We start from the raw sequence: 20026 nt of genomic DNA on the forward strand, positions 1-20026 counted from the left end.
CTGAAACCGGTCGAGTCGCCATGATCGTATGCCACTGCACAAATATCTCTGACCATGACATTCGTTCCGCCATTGATTGGATGCGGACGTCGGATGCCCAGACCATCATCACGCCCGGGAAAATTTACCATGCCCTTGGAAAATCGGCGGATTGTGGCGGGTGCATGCCCCTTATCCTAGACACGATGCGGTCAAACGATAATCTCGAAGTACCCATGCAACTTCGTGCGCTACGCACCGGAGTAACACAGGAGAGTGCAGATGAAGGGCGATCCAAAAGTCATCGACTACCTAAACAAGTCACTGCGGCATGAACTGACGGCCGTCAGCCAGTATTGGCTGCACTACAGGCTGCAAGATGATTGGGGCCTGAGCGGTATGGCCAAGAAAAGCCGCGAAGAAAGCATCGAAGAGATGCAGCACGCGGACAAGCTGATTGAGCGTATCTTATTCCTGGAGGGCCATCCCAACCTGCAGAAACTTGATCCTCTGCGCATTGGTCAGACTCCGAAAGAAACACTGGAATGCGACCTGGCTGCCGAAATCGATGCACGGGCGCTTTATAAAGAAGCACGCGAACACTGTCAGAGCGTCGGAGACTATGTGTCGATGGCCCTGTTCGAAGAGTTGATGTCCGATGAAGAGGGGCATATCGACTTTCTCGAAACGCAGCTCGACCTGCATGAAAGGATCGGCGAAGCCAACTATGCGCAACTTAACGCGTCGACAATGGACGAAAGCGAGTAACCTTATCGCTGCGTCGGTGGCCGCTTTGGTGGCCACCCCTTCTCTGTCAGCTGAGCTGCAGGATCTTCATCTCAAGGTTATCCCCCGGACTGACGCCGAACGTGCCCGCATTGCTGCGGTCATTGCCGTGCCCGATGACTTTCGTCAGCCCCAGAAGTTCGAGGAATTGTCAGCCGGGGCCGCGACGGTGCGCGCGCGCAACAATGCCGATGCATTTTCACAGCCGTCCGGCAACCTGGAATTCGAGCAGGAGCTGGATTTCAAGGTTGGCAACGGATTGTTCAAGAAAATCTGGGTCTCGTCGCCGTCATCGACGCTGGCGTCGGATGGGTTGGGACCGCTCTATAATGCGCGCTCCTGCCAGAGGTGCCACATAAAGGACGGGCGCGGACATACGCCAAACGGGCCGGATGACAATGCCATTTCGATGTTTCTAAGGGTGTCTATTCCAGGAAATGTCGGAGACGGGTATGCCGAGATCGAAGACTATCTCGCCACCCGGCCTGACCCGAACTACGGCGGTCAAATGCAGGATTTCGCGCTTGCTGGCCACCCCGCCGAGTATCGACTGAACCTCACGTACGAGGACGTTCCGGTCGCGCTGTCCGAAGGTGAGACAGCTTCGCTGCGCCGCCCAACCTACAGGGCCGCGGATCTGGGATATGGGCCATTACACCCACAGGCCATGCTCAGCCCTCGGGTGGCACCCCAAATGATTGGGCTTGGTCTGCTTGAGGCGATTCCGGTCGAGGATCTGCTGTCGAAAGCCGATCCGGACGATTTGGATGGGGATGGCGTTTCAGGCCGACCCAATATCGTCTGGTCGGTCGAATTTGGCGAACCGATGATGGGTCGATTTGGGCACAAGGCCGGGATGCCCACCGTAATGGAGCAATCAGCGGCGGCCTTCGCTGGGGATATTGGCATTTCCAGCCCGCTCTATCCGGACCCGCAAGGCGACTGCACCCAGGCTCAGATCAATTGCGTGAAGGCTCCGCACGGGGATCAGGACGTGCGTGTGTTTGAAATCGATCAAATCGGTATGGACCTGGTCGCGTTTTACAGTCGCAATCTGGGCGTTCCCGAACGCCGCGATGTTGATGATCCCGAAGTCTTACGGGGCAAAGAGGTTTTTCAAACCACCGGCTGCACCTCGTGCCACACGCCCGCCCATGTCACCCACCGCTTGAAAGACCAGCCCGAGCACAGTTTTCAGCTGATCTGGCCTTACACCGACCTGTTGTTGCACGACATGGGCGAAGGTCTGGCCGATAACCGCCCCGAAGCCCGCGCCACGGGGCGGGAATGGCGCACGGCACCGCTGTGGGGCATCGGTATGACCGAGCGTGTGTCCGGCCACACCCAATTTCTGCATGACGGGCGGGCGCGCTGCCTGCTCGAAGCGATCCTTTGGCATGGGGGCGAGGCACAATCTGCCCGCGATACCGTCGTGTCCATGCCCAAAGCTGATCGTGACGCCCTGATCCGTTTTCTGGAGAGCCTTTGACCATGCGCGCCCTAGCCCTGATCCCCTTTCTTTTATTGCCTGTTTCTGCCGCATCACAGGATCGCACTCCAATCCTGACGGATGTGAGCGAAGCCCACATATTACCCCGCTTCTCGACACTGGCTGAAGCGACAGAGGCGTTGACAACAACAGCCCGAACAGATTGCGACCCGGCCTCGGCAGACCTGCGGGCCGCATATGGCACTGCTTTTGATAACTGGATCTCTGTCAGCCACCTGCGGTTCGGCCCCACGGAAACCGAGGATCGGGCCTTTGCTTTGGCGTTTTGGCCCGACACCAAAGGCTTCACACCCAAGGCGTTGTCGCAGCTTATTGCCGAGGAAGACGCGGCCGTAACCAATGCCGAAGCGTTTTCGCACATATCCGTCGCGGGTCGTGGGTTCTTTGCCTTGGAACGCATGATCTATGACCCCGCTTTTGCGGAACAGGGGACTGCTGCGTATCGCTGCGCTTTGATCCAGGCGATTGCCTCGGATATCGATGCAAATGCCGATGCGATCGCCAACGATTGGCAAAGCTATGCTCTGACGTTGATACAGCCCGGTGCGAAAAGCCCCTACCGTTCCGCGGATGAAGCCATGCAAGAACTGTTCAAATCGCTGTCCACCGGCCTTCAGTTTACCGCAGATACGCGGCTTGGCCGGCCGCTGGGAACATTTGACCGCCCTCGCCCCAAACGAGCCGAAGCGCGCAGGTCCGAGCGATCCTTGCGGCATGTTGAACTGTCGCTGATTGCACTGCGCGACCTCGCCGCACGCCTGTCCGCTGACCACCCTGATATCGCCGACGATCTGGACTTGTCCTTTGGGATCGCCATTACCGACGCCCAGTCCATCGACGATCCGGCTTTGGCCGGGATTGCTTCGCCACAGGGTCGTTTTAGGGTTGAGGCCCTACAGCAATCAATCAATGACATCCGTATGATCGCAGCCTCCGAGCTCGGCCCGACATTGGGCATCAATGCTGGCTTCAACTCACTGGACGGAGACTGATCCATGACCAGTCGCCGCCATTTTCTCGCCGGGCTCGCCGCGACGACGCTGTCCCCCATTCGGGGTTGGGCGTCGGTGGGCGCGCCCGACTTTCTGGCGGCAGGTCTGTTCCCTGATGGGTCGTACCGGTTGGCCGGGTTGGATGCGCTAGGCACAATCCGGTTCTCACTGCCCTTACCCGCTCGCGGCCATGCCGCTGCCGCCCACCCGTTCAAAGCGCAGGCCGTCGCCTTTGCGCGGCGGCCTGGTACGTTTGCGATGGTCATCGATTGCGCAACTGGATCAGAATTAGCCGTGCTTCAAGCGCCCGCCGGACGCCATTTCTATGGCCACGGTACGTTTTCAGCGGATGGTGAACGGTTCTATGCAACCGAGAATGACTACGAGGCCGGGGAAGGCCGGATCAGTGTCTGGGACGCCAACAGTTTTGTGCGATTGGGTGAGTTTTCCTCGGGCGGCATAGGCCCACATGACATGCGGCTGATGCCAGATGGCCAGACGCTGGTCATCGCAAATGGCGGGATCGAAACCCACCCGGATTCCGGCCGAACCAAGCTGAACCTGCCGACCATGCGGCCCAATCTGACCTATGTTGACCTGTCGGGCACCCCGCTTGAGCAGATGGAACTGCCCGGCGCGTTACGCAAAAACTCGATCCGTCATCTGGCTGTCCGAGGTGACGGGCTAGTCGCATTTGCCATGCAGTGGCAGGGTCCTCAGATCGACCATCCGCCCCTTTTGGGTTTGCACCGCCGCGGTAAGAAACCACGCCTGTTAACCGCGCCTGAAGCTGATCAAGCCACTCTGCAAGCATATGCGGGCAGTGTCGCATTTGCAGCCGATGGCCGTGCAGTCGCGATCACCTGTCCGCGCGGTAATGCGCTACATCGATTTGACGTGACCAGCGGCGCGTTTGAAGCCGGGTTTGCGCTCGACGATGTCTGTGGTCTGGGCACCAGTGCAGACGGGTTGGTGTTCACCACCGGAACAGGCGTTTTTGGCACGTTGATCGGCGCGCAACCTGCAGTCTCGGCGCGCCCGGATTGTCAGTGGGACAATCATCTGGTCCCCATCCACCGACACTTGTGAAATTCGGCAAACCCGGCCGCATAGTTTACACTTGGAAGAATCAAACCGCTACCGTATGGGCGGGGCGAAACTGTCACCCGAACAGCAAGGATTGACTTGATTGAAACATGCTCCCGCCGCACCGCATTTCATCTACGGGGTTGAGAAATGGGGCAAGGACCTTATCGAGGTGACGGAGCAGGGTGAGATCGGTCTGCGCAACCCCATGGTGCCCGATGCGGGCGCGATCAGCCTGCCCGGCATACTGCGAGACCTGGATCAGCGCGGCATCAAAGCACCGATGATTCTTCGCATCAGCTCGTATCTGGAGCACGAGATTGCCCATATCAACGAAAGCTTTCATGAAGCTATTGCACGGGTTGATTACAAGGGCAGCTATCGCGGCGTGTTCCCGATCAAGGTAAATCAACAGGCTCAGGTGATCGACCGAATTGTCGAGTTCGGAAAGACTTACAACTATGGGCTCGAGGCCGGATCAAAACCCGAGCTGGTGATTGCCCTCGCCCATCGACTGGCCAACGAGGCGCTGATCGTCTGCAATGGTGTCAAGGATGCCGAGTTTATCCAGCTGGCAATCCTCAGTCGCAAGATCGGGTTCAACACTGTCATCGTTCTGGAAAGCCCGAAAGAGGCCGACACGGTGATCGAGGTCTATAACGAGCTGGGCATCGAACCCCTGATCGGCGTGCGGGTCAAACTGACCAATCAGATTAGCGGTAAGTGGGAAGAAAGCTCGGGCGACCGCTCGGCCTTTGGCATGAACACTGATCAGTTGGTAGCGGTAGTGGACAAGCTGCGCGACGCCGGGCTGTTACATTGCCTGAAGCTGCAGCACTCGCATCTGGGTTCACAGGTGCAGGACGTCAACGATGTGCGACGCGCTGTCGGCGAGGCCTGCCGGTACTATACCGAGCTCACGCGCGAAGGCGTGCCGCTGACCCATCTTGACCTCGGCGGCGGCATGGGCGTCGATTACACGGGCGAGAAGAAGGCCGCCGAGAACTCGATCAACTACACGGTCGATGAATACTGCGCCAACGTGGTCGAAACCGTGGCCTATGCGATGGATGAGGCCGAGGTGACCCACCCGACACTGGTCACCGAAAGCGGGCGTGCGGTGGTGGCGACATCTTCGATGCTGGTGTTCAACGTGTTGGAAAGCACGCTCTATGACGCGCCGACCGGCCCCAAGGTCGAACCCGACGATCACCACCTGGTCTCGGACCTTGCGGCGATCAACGGATACCTCAGCAGCGACCGCTTGCAGGAATGCTGGAACGATGCCAACTTTTATCGCAACGAACTGCGCGCACTTTTTAGACGCGGCTACGTCGACCTGCGCCAGATGGCCCGTGCCGAGCGAATTTACCTGTCGCTGATGGCACGGCTCAAAGCACTGGCTGCCAGCGATGATCTGGAGACAGACGTAAACGACCAACTTGAGAAAGTGGCCGATATCTACCACTGCAACTTCTCGCTGTTTCAATCCCTTCCGGATGTCTGGGCCATCGACCAGTTGCACCCGATCGTGCCGTTGCAAGGGCTGAACCAGACGCCCGACCGCCGTGCAGTGCTGTCCGATATCACCTGCGACAGCGACGGCAAAATCGACCGATTCATTCTGGCCGACGGCGTCTCGCCCAGCCTTCCTGTGCACTCTCTGCCCGAGGAGGAAGAGTATTTCATGGGTGTTTTCTTTGTCGGCGCCTATCAGGAAACACTGGGCGATCTGCACAACCTGTTCGGCGACACCAACGTGGTCACCATCGACCTGCGCGCCGACGGCGGCTTTGACCTGCTGCACGAACAAGAGGGCGACACGATCAGCCAGGTCCTGTCCTATGTCGAGTTCGACCCGACCGATTGCGTCGCCGCCTTTCGCAAAATGGTGGACGAGGCGATCTCGACCGGTACTCTGAAAGCCAACGACCGCAAAACCCTGATGAGCGCTTATCGCGATTCAATCAACGGCTACACCTATTACGAATAACCCCCTGAGAGGAGATCACCCCCATGGGCACTTTGAGTGGCAAAACACTGGTTGTCGGCGCGGGCGGCGTATCCCACGCCGCTGTGCACAAGATGGCAATGAATTCGGACATCTTCACCGAAATCACTCTGGCCAGCCGCACGAAATCGAAATGTGACGCCATCGCCAAAGCGGTCAAAACCCGTGCCGGGGTTGATATCGCCACAGCGGAACTGGACGCTTACAAGGTCGAAGACACGGTCAAACTGATCAAGCAAACCGGGGCCGAGTTGCTGGTGAACCTCGCCCTGCCCTATCAGGATCTGGTGCTGATGGACGCCTGCCTTGAGGCCGGTATCCACTATCTCGACACCGCAAACTATGAGCCCGAGGATGAGGCCAAGTTCGAATATCACTGGCAATGGGCCTATCAGGACAAGTTCAAAGCAGCCGGTCTGACAGCCATCCTCGGTTCGGGCTTCGATCCCGGCGTCACATCAGTGTTCGCCACCTGGCTGAAGAAACACAAGCTGGACACGATCCGCCAGATCGACGTGCTGGACGCCAATGGCGGCACCAACGATCAGGAGTTTGCCACCAACTTCAACCCGGAAATCAACCTGCGCGAAGTGTTGGCCGAAGTACGGCACTGGGAAAACGGAAAATGGCACCACAGCCCSGCSATGACCCATAAGGTCGAATACGACTTTCCCGCCATTGGGCCAAAGAACATGTACCTGATGTATCACGAAGAACTGGAATCGCTCTCGACCCACTTCCCCGAGATCGAGCGCGCCCGCTTCTGGATGACCTTCGGCGAYGCCTATATCACCCATGCCAAAGTGCTGGAAAACGTCGGTATGACCCGCATCGATCCRGTGATGCATGACGGCAAGRAAATCATCCCGATCCAGTTCCTGAAAACCCTGCTGCCCRATCCCGGCGATCTGGGCSAAGAAACCAAGGGCAAGGCCTGCATCGGCGACATCGCCACGGGTCAGGCCAAGGATGGCTCGGGCGAAAAGACCTACTACATCTACAACATCTGCGACCAYGAAGACTGCTTTGCCGAAGTCGGCAGCCAGGCGGTCAGCTACACCACMGGCGTCCCCGCCATGATCGGCGCGGCGCAGGTGCTGAAAGGCAACTGGGTGCAGCCCGGTGTCTGGAACATGGAACAGCTCGATCCAGATGACTTCATGGATATGCTCAACAAACATGGCCTGCCATGGCAGGTCCACGAACTCGACGGTCCGGTCGAATTCTGAAGCCACCTTCATCTTTTCCCAAATACTCCGGGGGTCCGGGGGCAAAGCCCCCGACCTCTCCATCCAATAGAGACCCCTGATATGTCCGCAACCACGACCTCAGAAGTATGCAAACCCTCGGCAATGGCGATGCCAGTGGCTAATCGGCGCCTGGGTCCTCCAGCGCAGATACGTAGACGTTGTCGACAGCTCAGTGTCCTACGACCCTATGGCACATCACCACCAGCATCTTGTCCACTGTCCAGCTGATCCGCCCGGTATAATGCGTTGATCGAACGCGGATCAGGCCGAAGACCTGCCGGCCAAATTCCACTTTCCCGCGGTTTGAGCCGTGACATGCATCGGCATGCCTTTTTGACCGAGTTGCCTGCCGCCCCTCGCATTCTCGAGGCCCTACCCGTCGTAACTTTGTGTTAAGTAACAGCGCAAACAGAATACGGGGCCAACTGCGTCTACTCGTTGACATCGGGTGCTTCGGTCACGTGGCTGGATAGCAGCGACGGGCATAATCTGACCGATATCGCCTTACAATGCAGCGAGATTTCCCGGATCACTATCTGTGGTTCGCCTGTGAAAAAGCTGACGTTCAGCAGATGCGTGCAGCATCCAAGGCCAGGCAAGGCGACCTTACCAGCGCCTAGATTGCTGCGTATTCGACCAAATCAGAAAGCGAATCCGGAAATGCCTGAGACAACAAGCATCCTTTTGCTTCGGCACTTTACCAATGTTGACAAAATCGCACAGGAAAATTACGGCAGTGTAAGAACGGGTTAGAAACCGTCAGCCAGATTGCGCCATTGTATGCTGCAGTTCAGCCATTACTCAAAAAACTCATGTGACGTCGGGCGGGATCTCAATCCCACCTTCTTGCGCAGACATCCGAGGTGATCTTGCAAGTCCGCCGTGACTTAACCGCTCTGAAACACTTCGGCCAACTGGAGCCGCAATATGAACAAGAATTCGATAATTCTGGCAGTATTTCTCGCCATTCCTATCGACGGATTTGCCCAGAACACGACGCCACCGGCTACGCCGGAGCTCCTGGCTTTGCCACAACCAACCCTTGGCGCCAACGCGGTTACACAGGCCGCTCCACCAAGTAATATTGCAGACCCAGCGCCAGTGAAATCGCATACGACACGTCATGTAGCGACAGCCGGAACCGAAGGAGCAGAACCCGCGCTGCCCCGATCAAACGCGGATCCGGCTGCCACACAGGAAACTGATCTATGGCAGTCTACCCGGAGCGCGTCAGGGAAAGCGACCGAGTTTCTGAAGAATGGCGGGCCATCGATCTGGGCAATTGCCGCCCTGTCGGTCATTACCCTGTCTCTGATCTTGTGGAAGATCTGGCGACTTGCTCTGATCGGAGCATGGTCGCGCGGTAAGGCCGGGCAGGCTGTAACAAAGTTCGAATCTGGGGACCTGGACGGTGCGCTCTCGACGGTCAAAGGGCGTGCAGGCATACGATCCAAAGTTGTGGCCCATGCGATCCGTTCAATCCGGCAAATGCCAGAGGAACGTGCCCGCGAAGAAACCACGCGGGTGGCGAAACGCGAGATCGCGCAGGCTGGCACCGGTTTGCGGGCTTTAGAATTGATCGCCACCATTGCGCCATTGCTGGGTCTACTGGGAACGGTTCTGGGGATGATCGCTGCGTTTCAGGCCCTGCAGCAGGCAGGAAATCGCGCTGATCCAGCCCTGTTGGCTGGCGGTATCTGGGAAGCACTATTGACCACCGCTGCAGGCATGGCAGTCGCCATTCCTGCTTCGGCTGCCCTCACTTGGTTCGAGGCGGTGATCGATCGCATTCGACGCGATGTCGAGGACGGCGCGACCCGGTTGTTTGTAGCCCAGAAGCCAGAAGAGATCAGATTGGCAGCGGAGTAGGTCGATGTACTTCACCCTGCCACCCAGACCCCGGCGAAAACCAAGCCTGACGCCAATGATCGACGTGGTTTTCCTGTTGCTGGTCTTCTTCATGCTAGCATCTCGTTTTGGTGCGGATGCCATGCTGCCGCTACCACTGGCAGGTACGGGTGGTGAGTATAGCGGCCCACCGCGTCTGATCGACATCTACCCGGATCGGGTTGCATTAAATGGTGTTGATACTGCTGATCTTACACAGGCGCTGGTACCCCTGATGCAGTCGCCATCAGACATGCTGGTGCTGCGCGGTAAGGATGGCGCAACTTTGCAACGTATTGTCACGGTGACCGAAGCCTTGCGGCAAGCCGGGTATGTTTCTCTGGTTTTAGTCGACTGAGATGATGGATTTCTCGCCCCCCCCTACCAGAACGCGATCTGAATCCATCGTGCCGATGATCAACGTGGTCTTCCTGCTTCTCATCTTCTTCCTGATGACCTCGAGTCTGGCCACGCCTGAACCGTTCGAAGTCACCCCGCCCCGGGCCAGTTCGAAAACCGAACCACAAGTGGAACGTATTATTTATGTCGACAAGACGGGAAAAATCGCATTCGAAGGGATTGAAGGCGAGGCGGCGCTGACGGCAATCGCTTCCGTTAGTGAAACAAGCCCGGTCCTTCAACTCCGTGCAGATGCCGATCTTGAGGCGCGTGTGCTGGCCAAGTTGCTCAAAGAGCTGACCGCCGCTGGTCTGAGCCGCGTCGAATTGATTGTGACCGCGCAATGAAACACACGCTAGAGATCTTAATCTTTGTCACCCTGGCCCTGGTTCTCCATGTACTGGCCTTTGCACAAAAGCCAGTACATGGACAGCAATCCGGCGGCAGCAGCGGCGAAACCATGGTATCGATAGAGGCCGCAGCTGCTACAGTCACCAAAATGGTTGAAACTTGGGAACGCCCGCATGTCACGGTGCCAGACATTCAACCCACACTGACTACACCCGCCAATACTACGTCCATAGCAGCGACGGTTCCGCAGATCGATCTGAGCCCTGCACCACGTCCCGAGATGCGGTTGGCGACACCCCGGCCAGACAGTTTCGACGAATTCAAACCCGACGCGATCCAACCGCCGCCCCGGCCTCTTGTATCGGAACCAGAAGTAAAGGTTTCGTCGGACGCGCGACCAAAGTTGCGACCACCAAAAACACAACCGGAGCCAGCTCAGAAGGCCAAAAATACGTCCGCCGGTCGCAAGAAGGAAGTTGCAGCTGGTTCAGGTGGAGCGGCACAAGCCGGGACAGGTCGCACCAACGCGACGACCGGAAACCCCAGTCAGAACGCCAAACTGCAGGCCATTTGGGGCGCCAAAATCCGGGCGCGTATCGATCGGAGCAAACGTTTTCCCCGCAGAGCAAAGGCCAGCGGTGACGTGACCGTTGAACTGCACGTGTCGCGCGACGGACAGCTGCTGAGCTATCGCATTCGAAAATCTTCCGGTGTCGCTGTGCTGGACGATGCTGCAATGAAGGCCGTTGCCCATGCCGGACGGTTTCCGAAGGCGCCAAAAAATCTACCGGGCAACAAATTTGGCTTTTCCGTCTTGATCAGACTGGCACCGCGTTGACCAGCAATTTTGGTAGTTGAAACGCGCCGACAGTGAGGCACTCAGAGCACAACGAGAAAGCCGGTACAAAGCTCATTTCTGCGTGAGTTATGTTGCTCAATTCCAAACAACAGACACTAGGGTCAGGACTCGTTTTTGTTTCATAGCCAAAACATGTCGGTTGCGGCGAGAGCGATGGCAGACGAGAACACCTTTGACCACCTGTCGTATCGGGTTGCCATGCGGCGCCAGCCCCTGAACCTCCCGAACGTGATCTCGATACGGTTGCGCCGTTTAGGCCGGGGTCTGTCACACTTTACGGGCGTCTTGTGCTGATTGCGGTCGGAGATGCAGGCGCGTATCCCCTTGCCTTTCAACGCTTCTCTGAACCAATCAGCGCCGTAACCGCGATCTCCAAGCAGCCAGTCGACATCAGGCAAGCAGCTCAGCATAGCCCGTGCATCGATATCGTCGCGGACCTGCCCGGCGGTTAGAAACAGGTTCAGCGGGCGCCCTTGGCTGTCGCAGACGGCATGCAACTTGGTGTTCATGCTACCTTTGTTCGGCCGGTCAGCCGTCCAGAAGATGCTGGGTGAACCACTTTACTGCAGGCTTCGATACTGGTTCGAAATCCTTGACGTAAGCATCGAAATGTCCACCGGCGAGCGGCACGAGCTATCTGGGTTCAAGCGCGTTCTCGTAGGCTTGCAACGCCAGATCGGTAACAGTCAAAACATCCTCTATCGCCACCACCATCATGAGCGGCGTAGGACTAATAAAGCTGACATAGCTGCCGGGTTCATACTCGATAAACATCTCGACAGAGCGCAGAGTCACTTCATTGTGCTGGGATGGCGCGCGCGACATTTGGGTTTCGGTAAACCAAGTCCACCTGTCCGGTGGGGGAAGCGCCGATGGAGCGGCAGGATCCTGATCAACAATCGGGATCACGGTTGGCAGTTTTCCGTCGATCCGCACCTTGCGATCCTCATCAAATACCTGTCGCAGTCCGGCCATGTAATCAGGGCGGACAATCCTTTGCGCATTGCCGTGGCCGCTGGTGAATGGCACCTGCGACGCAACACATTTCACGCGCCTGTCGATTGCCGCAACAACAAGGACATAGCCGCCGCTATAACTCGATCCCCATACGCCGATCCGTTCAGCGTTGGTTTCTTTCAGAGACTGAGCAAACGTTATCGCATCTCGATAGTCCCGGATCTGTTGTCACGGATCAATTTCATAGCGCGGCTCGCCGTCGCCGGCGCCAAAGTTACGGTTATCCAAAACCACCGCCGCCATTCCTGCGTCAGCAAACGCTTCGGCAAAGCGCTCGAGATACATTTCTTTTACGGCCGAAAACCCGTGGGCCGTGACAATTGTCGGGACCGGGCCCTGCGCGCTCTCGGGGACATAGTGCCAACCGCGCAAGGTAACGCCATCTTCGGTCTTGAATTCGATATCGGTTCGCATGTTGTGTTCCTCTTACAAAGCACTCGAATTACCGGTGGAGCGTGGCTTCACCGAGTGTGTTCAAAATTTCGCTATTGAGCTAAATGCCCAACTTCAGCGTTGTCGGTCCTTTCCGGACTCCGAACCGGCAAAGAGACAACTTGCCTCCCGCAACCATCTGCATTTGCGTTTCTCGGTGAGCGTTCTGATCGCCCCCATCCTTTCAGCTTTGCTGTCGCGATTCTTGTACCACACGCGCGTGAATTGACTCTGGATGCACCACGACTCTAATTACGTGCATTGGTCAGATTACGACGCGCGACTTAACTCCAGATCTGTCGAAGATCTCCGGTTGGTTGGATGCCACTGCGATCCGTGTGAGGGGTTTCGCTCGGCATCTCAGATCAATCTGAATGATACAGATTATGTTGGAATTCTGTTTGAAATCTCAGGAACCGAGATCGCACGGCGGGATGACAAAGAGGAGGTTTTGCAACCCTGAGATTTTATCGACTGGGACAGTTCCACTCCGATGGAATTTCAGGTTCTGGAGCGGCTCAACAAAATGACCATTCTTGTTCCAAAGAAAACCATGCGGCAGGTATTGCCAAATCTCGACACGATTGTTGGAACCAAGATCACCTCAACGACAGGCATTTGCAACTGGGTGCCCACACGACACTTGAACTTGTGTCCGCCGGAGTGAGCGCGCTTCCAGAGCACTACCGCGATTCAACCGATGAGTTTTTTGACCGTGTGCGGTATTGCATATTGGAAAACCTTGCGGATCCGGACTTGTCGTCCACCGATATCGCCCAGTTGAATTCCATCTCGATACAGTACCTTCACAAGCTTTTTTCCACACTCGGTCTCTCCGTGTCGCGTTGGATCCGAAAGCAGAGACTCAATCGATGCCGAACGGCCCTTTTGTCCGGTTCGCGCCAAAAGTCGATCACCGAGATTGCCTTCGATTGGGGTTTCAACGACGCATCGCATTTCAGCCGCATTTTCAGAGCGGAATTTGGAACGACACCGCGGTCCCTACAGATGATGGCACGGGAGGAACACAGTGAGTCGTTTTCGACCAAGGGCGGAATCCTATCAACCGATGAGCTTTTTTGATTATCTCACGGCGAAAGGCTGGTTAGGTGGTTTGAGCTGATGTAGAACTTTGAAGAAGGATGGAATAAGCGAGAGATGGGTAGAACCACCCGCTGAATCACAGCGCACCATCCCTTGCAAAAACAGGTCATCATCTGCCCAGACAGAGTTTTCGAACAACGTCGTGTTTGGCGACAGAGTTTTTGCCCCGTCAAAGTGAACCAAGCCACAGGGGATAGTGATCCAAATCTCTCTCAAAACAATGTCTTTTGGCAAATGAGGCCCAACGATTTGAACCGCCCCGGGTTTACCGGAGAGTAAAACACTCCAAAGATGAGCCCTATTACGAAGAGACGACATACCCCCGCCTATCCAGCTAAACTGCGCGAACGCGGTGTTCGGCTGTTTCAAGAGAACCGCACCGATTACAGCAGCGATAGCGCGGGCTACCGTGCGAGTTCGCCACTTTGACCTGTAGTTTGACCTGGACTGCGGTATCTGGGTCGTAGAAGCGAAACGGTAAAATCGCGGCCACGTTAGAAAGGGCAGCGCTCCTAATCTGAGATTCAGTAAAAACTTCCAACACGAAGTCATTGACGGCGGCCCAACGTTACACAGCATGTGGAACGTCATTCAATTCTGACCCAATACGAAAAGCCGCCCTTCGTCGAAGCTGCGGTGATCGTCTCAAACCGGCCCAATTTTGCCGGATGCTGCGAACTGCAGGGATGACTGCAGTACTACCTAGAACCGGACTTTGCGGGACTTACGGAAAGATGCACAGCTGTTTGAAACCTTCAGATGGCAACCAACCGAATTTGAACGATTGCCAACTGCCTTTCGCTCTCGAAAACCATAGCTAATCTGATCAATCCGAACCGAGAATAGTAGCCAGATCATCCTGAGGCTCGTGCCGCGAGTCCATATCAAGACCGCTTTGAATGTGGTTCAGGTGAGAAATGAGAAGCTGTTCAGCCAGTTCCGGGTTCTGTGACTTGATCGCCTGCAGAATCTTGCTGTGTTCATCATCTGGGCAACTGGCGTTCTGCGACGACCCGAAAAGGCCAACTATGAGTGATGTGCGCGTAACCAACTCGCGCATCATTCGGAAGATGAACTTGTTGCCCGTTGCTTGCGCGAGCTTTGTATGGAATTCGCCGGACAACCGAATGATCTCAGTTCGCTCGTTCTTTTCGCGGGCCGCGTCCTCAAGGGCGATGTGATCGATGAGAACCGTCAGATCAATATCACCAGAGCTTTGAGCCAATTGCCGAACGAGCGGCGGTTCAATCAACATCCGAGCCGCAAATACGTCGGTCGCCTCGGACTTGTCAGGACAAGCAACATAAGCACCGCGATTTGACTGAAGCTTAATGAGCCCCTGACTCGAGAGCAGCAGAAGTGCCCGCCGAACCCGCATACGACCAACACCAAAGGTTTCGCACAGGCGTGCTTCACTCAGTTTGGTGTTTGGTGCCAGACGTTGTTCCATGACCGCCTTGTAGATGCGCTCAACAATGAAATTCTCATCCGATCCCGGATTGGGCGCCGTCTTACCTATGTTGCTTTGCTGAGGATTGGAGGACACAAGATCACTTTCGAAGTTGGTTAGTTGCGGGTTCGCTGACCGTAGACGCTTAAGCTCCAATCAGTCTAAGGCCAAGCATTAGAATTTGTCGACCAAAATGCAAAATATGTTGGCAAAGATTGTTAACAATCGTGAACTGACCCTGCGGCATGCGTGGGGATTCCATCTAACTGCCGGCCAAGAATGGCGCAAAATGCGTCGAAATTGAATTCAACGGGAGTTAAGAATGCAACGTAGAACACTAGTGAAAGCGGCCATAACTGCGGTGACGCTGACCGCACTTCAAGCAACCACCGCCCTTGCAGAAAACGCTGTTCTGAAAATTGGCTTTGTTGGCGTAACCAGCGGCCCTGCTGCGGCATGGGGTATTTCCAACCAACGCTCAATGGAGGCGCGCGCCGCCTGGATAAACGAGACCGGCGGTTACGAGATCGGCGGCACGACCTATGCTATTGAAATCGTGTCCTTTGATGATCAGAAAGACCCCAAACGTGCCATTGCAGGCATGGAAAAGATGGCTCAAGAAGGTATCCACTATGTTGTGGGGCCAAACGTTGACGACGGCGCGGCAGCTGTACGCCCCGTGGCTGAATCCAGCGGGATTATGTATTTCCCATACGCGTTTCCAAAGTCGCTCTATCAAGCGCCGGCTTCCAACGCCGTTTTGGGAATGGTTGCCAACTATCAGTCAGGCCCAGCCATCTACAAATATCTGATGGCAGAAAAGGGTGTTAAGACCGTCGCCTTTATCGCGGCAAACGAATCTGACCCCCTTAGCCAGCGCGACGGCGGGGTTGAAGCAGCAACCGCACTTGGCATGGAAGTTGTTTCATCCAACGTCACGTATCAAGTCGACACCACTGACTTCACACCGGTTTTGACGCCGATTATGCGCACACGCCCTGATCTGCTGGTATTGTCCGGCGTGTCACCTGCGAACGCACCACAGTTGATCCGCTCTGCTCGGGAATTGGGTTTTGAAGGCGTGATCTCAACCGAGACGGCGCAGGATGCCGGTGTTCTGGCGGAAGGTGCAGGCGATCTCGCAAATGGCTTCATCTCGGTTGGTGGTGCATCCACGCCCGAGCTCGCGTCGCCAATGATGAAAGAGTTTGTGCAGCGCTACACAGATATGTTTGGCGAGTATAACGACGAGTCCAACACCAAGGTGTATGCCTTGGAATATATCCTGGAAACGCTGAAGGCCGACCCATCCGCGATTACCGATGTGGATGCGTTCCAAGCGACAATGGACACGTTTGAAGCCCCAAACCCCTACATGAACGGCGATGCAAAGCTGCGTTATGTCGGCATGTCTTCCTTTGGCCAAAAGCGTCAGGTTGCAGTGCCATTGGTGGTAAACGTCTATCAGGACGGCCAGTTCGAAACGCTGTTCGTCGCTGAGGTCGACTAAAAACCCCCCTTCTGCTTTTAGGTTTCACCTGAGCAGAACTTTCCCTGGGTCGCTTTGGCCCAGGGCTCTTCCACGAAAGAAAATCGACATGGAACAGATACTGGCCAATGGCGTCTATCTGGGGTCTCAATACGCGATGATCGCGCTTGGTCTGACCCTGATCTTTGCCTTGATGAACGTCCTCAACTTTGCCCACGGACAGATGTACGTGATTGGTGGTTTCGTCACCTATACATTCTACGGTCAGTGGGGCGTGCCGTTCGTATTGGCTCTGGTTATGTCCTGCGTGACGCTGGCGATTCTCGGGGCGCTGATTGAGCGATACTTGTTTGCCCCCGTAATCAAGGGATCTGCCCGCGAAGAAAGTACGATGCTTCTTGCGGCAGGTATTGCCTTCTTCTTGGATGCGCTGATCTTGATCGTCTTTGGCGAAAAACAGCGGGGGGTTCCAAAGATCGTCGATGGGGTCTTCAACTATGACTTCCGCCTGATCATGCCTTATGACCGCATTCTGATCTGCGTCTTGGCGATCCTGTCGATCGTCGCGTTTATCGGCCTGATGCAATACACCAAGACCGGTCGTGCCTTGCGGGCGCTGGCCCAAGACCGAACCGCTGCTCAGTTGATGGGCGTAAATGTAAATCGTTACTCCATGATCGGCTTCGCGCTTGGCGCGATGTTGGCTGGATTGGTTGGGGGCCTTCTGGTGACGATTACCGGCGTGAACCTCGGCATGGGTGGGCCCACATCGATCAAGGCCTTCATGATGGTGATGATAGGCGGTGCCGGAGTGATCTCTGGCGCGATCTGGGGTGGTATCATCTTGGGCTTCATGGAGGCCATCGGCCTTGCTGTTCTGTCCCAATATGGTGACATCACGTACCTGCTGATTTTCATCTCGCTGATGATCTTCCTCGCCATCCGGCCTCAGGGCCTGATGGGCAAGCCGTGGGGTTGAGCTGATGAGGGGTTTTTCTGCAAAACAACTGGTTGGTATCAGCGTCTTCCTCCTCGCTATCTTTGTCGGCGTGCCGCTGCTCATCAACGCGACTGGCCGGTGGGATTTCTACTTTACCCTGACCTCTGTCGCTCTTTTGGCTATCGCCAGTGCGGGCGTCTGGCTGACATTCTACATTGGCCGGATCAACATTGGGCAAGGGGCATTTGCGCTGATCGGTGCCTACGTTTCGGCCATTCTGGTCGTCAAAGCCGGATGGTCCTTCTGGATATCACTACCGGCCGCCGGATTGTTTGCAGCGCTGGTTGCCGTGCTGATTGGCTTGCCGATCTTGCGCCTGCGCGGTGTCTACTTTGCGATGATCACGCTTGTCCTGACCCAAGTCGTGACGCTGACAGCATTGGCCCTGCCCATAACCAACGGGGCCAAAGGCATTTCGAACATTCCCCTTCCATCAGGTGTATCGATTCTTGGCATTCCGCTCATCCCGGATTTTGGCGCGATGGAAAATACCAAACTGGCATTCTACCTGACGGCCTGCATCCTGATGGTCGTGACATATGCCGCACTTTACCGACTGGTAAATTCTCGCCTCGGGCATCTCTGCCGTTCGATGCAGCAAAACGAAGAACTCGCCAGCTCCATAGGGGTGAACATCGCCTACATCCGCGTTGTGATCTTCGCGATCTCAAGCTTCTTTGGTGGCATCGGCGGGGCCATGTTTGGCTCTATCGCACAGTCAGTCTATCCCTCTACGTTTGTGGTGGCGGATTCCGTCAACTTCATGCTGAATTGCTTCCTCGGCGGCCTTGGATATGTCTTTGGTCCAATGCTGGGCACGCTGGTTCTGTACTTCGGCTGGGATCTTCTGTTCGAGATCGGCAAGTATCAGATGCTGGTCTATTCGATGATTTTGATCGCCGTGATCCGCTTTCTTCCAAACGGATTGCTGAGCTTGCGGTTCGGGAAAGGGGACAAAAAATGAGCCCTCTCATCCAAGTCAAAAATATCACCAAAAGATACGGTGGCCTCATAGCGAACAATGACATCAGCTTTGATGTGTCTGAGAATGAAATCCTTTCTGTGATCGGTCCTAACGGCGCGGGGAAGTCCACGTTGTTCAAAATGATTTCATCCTTCACACCCACCACATCTGGCGAAGTGCACTATCGCGGAGAGCGTATCTCCAACCTGAAACCCCATATTGTTGCCCGCAAAGGCGTTGTACGGACGTTTCAGGAGACGACGATCTTCAAAAGTATGACTGTACGCGAAAGCGTGGTGGTTGCTCAGCATCTGAGGGCCAAGGCGTCGCTTGCCGGGTATTTTTGGGGCTCCAAAACCGCCAAAGAAGACGTCTCGGCATTTGGCAGATATGCGGATGAGTTGCTGGAGTTCCTCGGAATGTCCGAGATTGCGGGTGAACTGGCCAGCAATCTGCCACAAGGCAATTTGCGCGCCCTTGGAATTGCTATTGGCCTTGCAACGGACCCCAAAGTGCTATTGCTGGACGAGCCCTTCGCGGGCATGAACCACGATGAAACGATGAACATGGTCGATCTCGTGCGCTCTGTCCGAGACGAACGTGGCGTGACAGTCATGCTGGTTGAACACGATATGCCCGCCGTGATGAACATTTCCGACCGGATTGTTGTGTTGAACTTCGGCGAAAAGATCGCCGAAGGCACGCCGTCCGAAATCCAGAACAATGAAAAAGTCATCGAGGCCTATCTGGGCAGCGCCGACGATGAGATCGGGATGTAAGCCATGACAGCCATGTTGGATTTCAAAGACGTCGAACTCTACTACGACCATGTCTATGCTCTGAAAGGTGTCTCGCTCAACGTGAATCAAGGCGAAACGGTTGCCTTGATCGGAGCGAATGGCGCGGGCAAATCGTCCATTTTGCGCGCCATTACGGGCTTGGCGAAACCTGTGAAAGGGTCCGTCACCTTCGAAGGGGAACGCGTAGACGGCAGCGACCCGTCCGCAATCGTCAAACGCGGCATTGCCATGGTGCCTGAGGGGAGGCGTGTGTTCCCGTTCATGTCCGTCAAAGACAACCTGATGATGGGGGCCTTCACCCGCTGAGAACGGCGGTGAGAAAGTCGACCACGGAAGCGGCGGGATGACCCTGCTGCGGGCGGCGTAAAAGTCGTCCATCTTTGCCCTTCTTTTCGTAACGGAGGGGGGCGGGAGGATCTTTTCCGTGGATTTGTATCGTAAAGTTCGTCTGGCCTGTGCCGAGGGCATGAGCCAGCGAGAAGCGGCCCGGCATTTCGGGATATCTCGTGACAGCGTTCGCAAGATTTTGGCGTTTTCGGTCCCGCCCGGCTACCGGCGGTCAGCACCGATCCGGCGGCCCAAGCTGGATGGGTTCACCGGGATCATTGATCAATGGTTGTCGGAAGATCGGCAACGACCGCGCAAACAGCGGCATACGGC

19 protein-coding genes and 3 pseudogenes are annotated in these 20026 nt (G+C 56.0%); 18 read left to right on the forward strand and 4 right to left on the reverse strand.

Annotation, left to right across the window (positions count from 1 at the left end; genetic code table 11):
- Nucleotides 1–20 precede the first annotated feature (20 nt).
- From D9K61_RS05265 to D9K61_RS05315, 11 genes are all read left to right on the forward strand, one after another.
- Nucleotides 21–314 (forward strand): bacterioferritin-associated ferredoxin, encoded by a 294-nt coding sequence (locus D9K61_RS05265; RefSeq protein WP_120632216.1) that lies wholly within the window; start codon nt 21–23, stop codon nt 312–314.
- Nucleotides 262–747 carry a bacterioferritin gene (gene bfr, locus D9K61_RS05270; protein ID WP_120632217.1) on the forward strand — a complete coding sequence of 162 codons (486 nt, stop codon included), beginning with the start codon at nt 262–264 and terminating at the stop codon, nt 745–747. The genes D9K61_RS05265 and bfr overlap by 53 nt, the downstream gene beginning before the upstream one ends.
- Entirely contained in the window at nt 707–2254 is a 1548-nt protein-coding gene (locus D9K61_RS05275; RefSeq protein WP_174235078.1) for a di-heme oxidoredictase family protein, read from the forward strand. The genes bfr and D9K61_RS05275 overlap by 41 nt, the downstream gene beginning before the upstream one ends.
- 2 nt (nt 2255–2256) lie before the next feature.
- Nucleotides 2257–3267 carry an imelysin family protein gene (locus tag D9K61_RS05280; protein WP_120632219.1) on the forward strand — a complete coding sequence of 337 codons (1011 nt, stop codon included), beginning with the start codon at nt 2257–2259 and terminating at the stop codon, nt 3265–3267.
- A gap of 3 nt (nt 3268–3270) precedes the next feature.
- Entirely contained in the window at nt 3271–4356 is a 1086-nt protein-coding gene (locus tag D9K61_RS05285) for a DUF1513 domain-containing protein (RefSeq protein WP_120632220.1), read from the forward strand.
- Nucleotides 4357–4456: 100 nt separating this feature from the next.
- A complete protein-coding gene (gene speA / locus D9K61_RS05290; protein WP_120632221.1) occupies nt 4457–6346 on the forward strand; it encodes a biosynthetic arginine decarboxylase in 1890 nt (629 codons plus the stop codon).
- 23 nt (nt 6347–6369) lie between these two features.
- Complete coding sequence (locus D9K61_RS05295; protein ID WP_120632222.1) at nt 6370–7593, forward strand: saccharopine dehydrogenase family protein; 1224 nt, start codon at nt 6370–6372, stop codon at nt 7591–7593.
- A 948-nt stretch (nt 7594–8541) separates the two neighbouring features.
- Nucleotides 8542–9483 carry a MotA/TolQ/ExbB proton channel family protein gene (locus tag D9K61_RS05300; RefSeq protein WP_120632223.1) on the forward strand — a complete coding sequence of 314 codons (942 nt, stop codon included), beginning with the start codon at nt 8542–8544 and terminating at the stop codon, nt 9481–9483.
- 4 nt (nt 9484–9487) lie between these two features.
- The gene (locus D9K61_RS05305) at nt 9488–9859 is read left to right on the forward strand and encodes a biopolymer transporter ExbD (RefSeq protein WP_120632224.1); all 372 of its coding nucleotides are present in this window, start codon (nt 9488–9490) and stop codon (nt 9857–9859) included.
- Nucleotides 9860–9863: 4 nt separating this feature from the next.
- Entirely contained in the window at nt 9864–10247 is a 384-nt protein-coding gene (locus D9K61_RS05310) for a biopolymer transporter ExbD (RefSeq protein WP_120632236.1), read from the forward strand.
- Nucleotides 10244–11089, forward strand: a complete 846-nt coding sequence (locus D9K61_RS05315; protein ID WP_120632225.1) for an energy transducer TonB — start codon at nt 10244–10246, stop codon at nt 11087–11089. The genes D9K61_RS05310 and D9K61_RS05315 overlap by 4 nt, the downstream gene beginning before the upstream one ends.
- Before the next feature lie 140 nt (nt 11090–11229).
- Here the strand turns inward: D9K61_RS05315 and D9K61_RS05320 are convergent.
- From D9K61_RS05320 to D9K61_RS27440, 3 genes and pseudogenes are all read right to left on the reverse strand, one after another.
- Nucleotides 11230–11648: pseudogene (locus D9K61_RS05320) on the reverse strand (IS5 family transposase); the annotation flags it as partial.
- 95 nt (nt 11649–11743) lie between these two features.
- Nucleotides 11744–12085, reverse strand: coding sequence for a hypothetical protein (locus D9K61_RS27435; RefSeq protein ID WP_254055681.1), 342 nt, complete (start codon nt 12083–12085; stop codon nt 11744–11746).
- 30 nt (nt 12086–12115) lie between these two features.
- A pseudogene (locus D9K61_RS27440) lies at nt 12116–12541 on the reverse strand (alpha/beta hydrolase); the annotation flags it as partial.
- Between the two features lie 735 nt (nt 12542–13276).
- On the opposite strand from D9K61_RS27440, the gene D9K61_RS27810 reads away from it, so the two are divergent.
- On the forward strand, nt 13277–13642 hold the full coding sequence (locus D9K61_RS27810) for a helix-turn-helix domain-containing protein (RefSeq protein ID WP_371688451.1): 366 nt from the start codon (nt 13277–13279) through the stop codon (nt 13640–13642).
- An 847-nt stretch (nt 13643–14489) separates the two neighbouring features.
- Here the strand turns inward: D9K61_RS27810 and D9K61_RS05345 are convergent.
- Nucleotides 14490–15209, reverse strand: a complete 720-nt coding sequence (locus tag D9K61_RS05345; RefSeq protein ID WP_254055680.1) for a GntR family transcriptional regulator — start codon at nt 15207–15209, stop codon at nt 14490–14492.
- Between the two features lie 226 nt (nt 15210–15435).
- Between D9K61_RS05345 and D9K61_RS05350 the strand changes: the two genes are divergently transcribed.
- From D9K61_RS05350 to D9K61_RS05375, 6 genes and pseudogenes are all read left to right on the forward strand, one after another.
- On the forward strand, nt 15436–16623 hold the full coding sequence (locus D9K61_RS05350; protein ID WP_120632230.1) for an ABC transporter substrate-binding protein: 1188 nt from the start codon (nt 15436–15438) through the stop codon (nt 16621–16623).
- Nucleotides 16624–16711: 88 nt separating this feature from the next.
- Entirely contained in the window at nt 16712–17581 is an 870-nt protein-coding gene (locus tag D9K61_RS05355) for a branched-chain amino acid ABC transporter permease (protein WP_120632231.1), read from the forward strand.
- 4 nt (nt 17582–17585) lie between these two features.
- Nucleotides 17586–18566 (forward strand): branched-chain amino acid ABC transporter permease, encoded by a 981-nt coding sequence (locus D9K61_RS05360; RefSeq protein WP_120632232.1) that lies wholly within the window; start codon nt 17586–17588, stop codon nt 18564–18566.
- Nucleotides 18563–19345, forward strand: a complete 783-nt coding sequence (locus tag D9K61_RS05365) for an ABC transporter ATP-binding protein (protein ID WP_120632233.1) — start codon at nt 18563–18565, stop codon at nt 19343–19345. The genes D9K61_RS05360 and D9K61_RS05365 overlap by 4 nt, the downstream gene beginning before the upstream one ends.
- 3 nt (nt 19346–19348) lie before the next feature.
- On the forward strand, nt 19349–19672 hold the full coding sequence (locus D9K61_RS05370; protein WP_254055679.1) for an ATP-binding cassette domain-containing protein: 324 nt from the start codon (nt 19349–19351) through the stop codon (nt 19670–19672).
- Nucleotides 19673–19832: 160 nt separating this feature from the next.
- Nucleotides 19833–20026, forward strand: a pseudogene (locus D9K61_RS05375) (IS21 family transposase); the annotation flags it as partial.

Source organism: Ruegeria sp. EL01 (assembly GCF_900313035.1).
Classification (GTDB): Bacteria; Pseudomonadota; Alphaproteobacteria; order Rhodobacterales; family Rhodobacteraceae; genus Ruegeria.

Bases quoted from the DNA above. Each gene is read 5' to 3' on its own strand.
- D9K61_RS27435 (WP_254055681.1), bottom strand. From the start codon at position 12,085: ATGGCCGGACTGCGACAGGTATTTGATGAGGATCGCAAGGTGCGGATC.
- D9K61_RS05265 (WP_120632216.1), top strand. From the start codon at position 21: ATGATCGTATGCCACTGCACAAATATCTCTGACCATGACATTCGTTCC.
- D9K61_RS05315 (WP_120632225.1), top strand. From the start codon at position 10,244: ATGAAACACACGCTAGAGATCTTAATCTTTGTCACCCTGGCCCTGGTT.
- D9K61_RS05365 (WP_120632233.1), top strand. From the start codon at position 18,563: ATGAGCCCTCTCATCCAAGTCAAAAATATCACCAAAAGATACGGTGGC.
- D9K61_RS05305 (WP_120632224.1), top strand. From the start codon at position 9,488: ATGTACTTCACCCTGCCACCCAGACCCCGGCGAAAACCAAGCCTGACG.
- D9K61_RS05355 (WP_120632231.1), top strand. From the start codon at position 16,712: ATGGAACAGATACTGGCCAATGGCGTCTATCTGGGGTCTCAATACGCG.
- D9K61_RS05350 (WP_120632230.1), top strand. From the start codon at position 15,436: ATGCAACGTAGAACACTAGTGAAAGCGGCCATAACTGCGGTGACGCTG.
- D9K61_RS05310 (WP_120632236.1), top strand. From the start codon at position 9,864: ATGGATTTCTCGCCCCCCCCTACCAGAACGCGATCTGAATCCATCGTG.
- D9K61_RS05300 (WP_120632223.1), top strand. From the start codon at position 8,542: ATGAACAAGAATTCGATAATTCTGGCAGTATTTCTCGCCATTCCTATC.
- D9K61_RS05360 (WP_120632232.1), top strand. From the start codon at position 17,586: ATGAGGGGTTTTTCTGCAAAACAACTGGTTGGTATCAGCGTCTTCCTC.
- bfr (WP_120632217.1), top strand. From the start codon at position 262: ATGAAGGGCGATCCAAAAGTCATCGACTACCTAAACAAGTCACTGCGG.
- D9K61_RS05285 (WP_120632220.1), top strand. From the start codon at position 3,271: ATGACCAGTCGCCGCCATTTTCTCGCCGGGCTCGCCGCGACGACGCTG.
- D9K61_RS05280 (WP_120632219.1), top strand. From the start codon at position 2,257: ATGCGCGCCCTAGCCCTGATCCCCTTTCTTTTATTGCCTGTTTCTGCC.
- D9K61_RS05370 (WP_254055679.1), top strand. From the start codon at position 19,349: ATGACAGCCATGTTGGATTTCAAAGACGTCGAACTCTACTACGACCAT.
- D9K61_RS05275 (WP_174235078.1), top strand. From the start codon at position 707: ATGCGCAACTTAACGCGTCGACAATGGACGAAAGCGAGTAACCTTATC.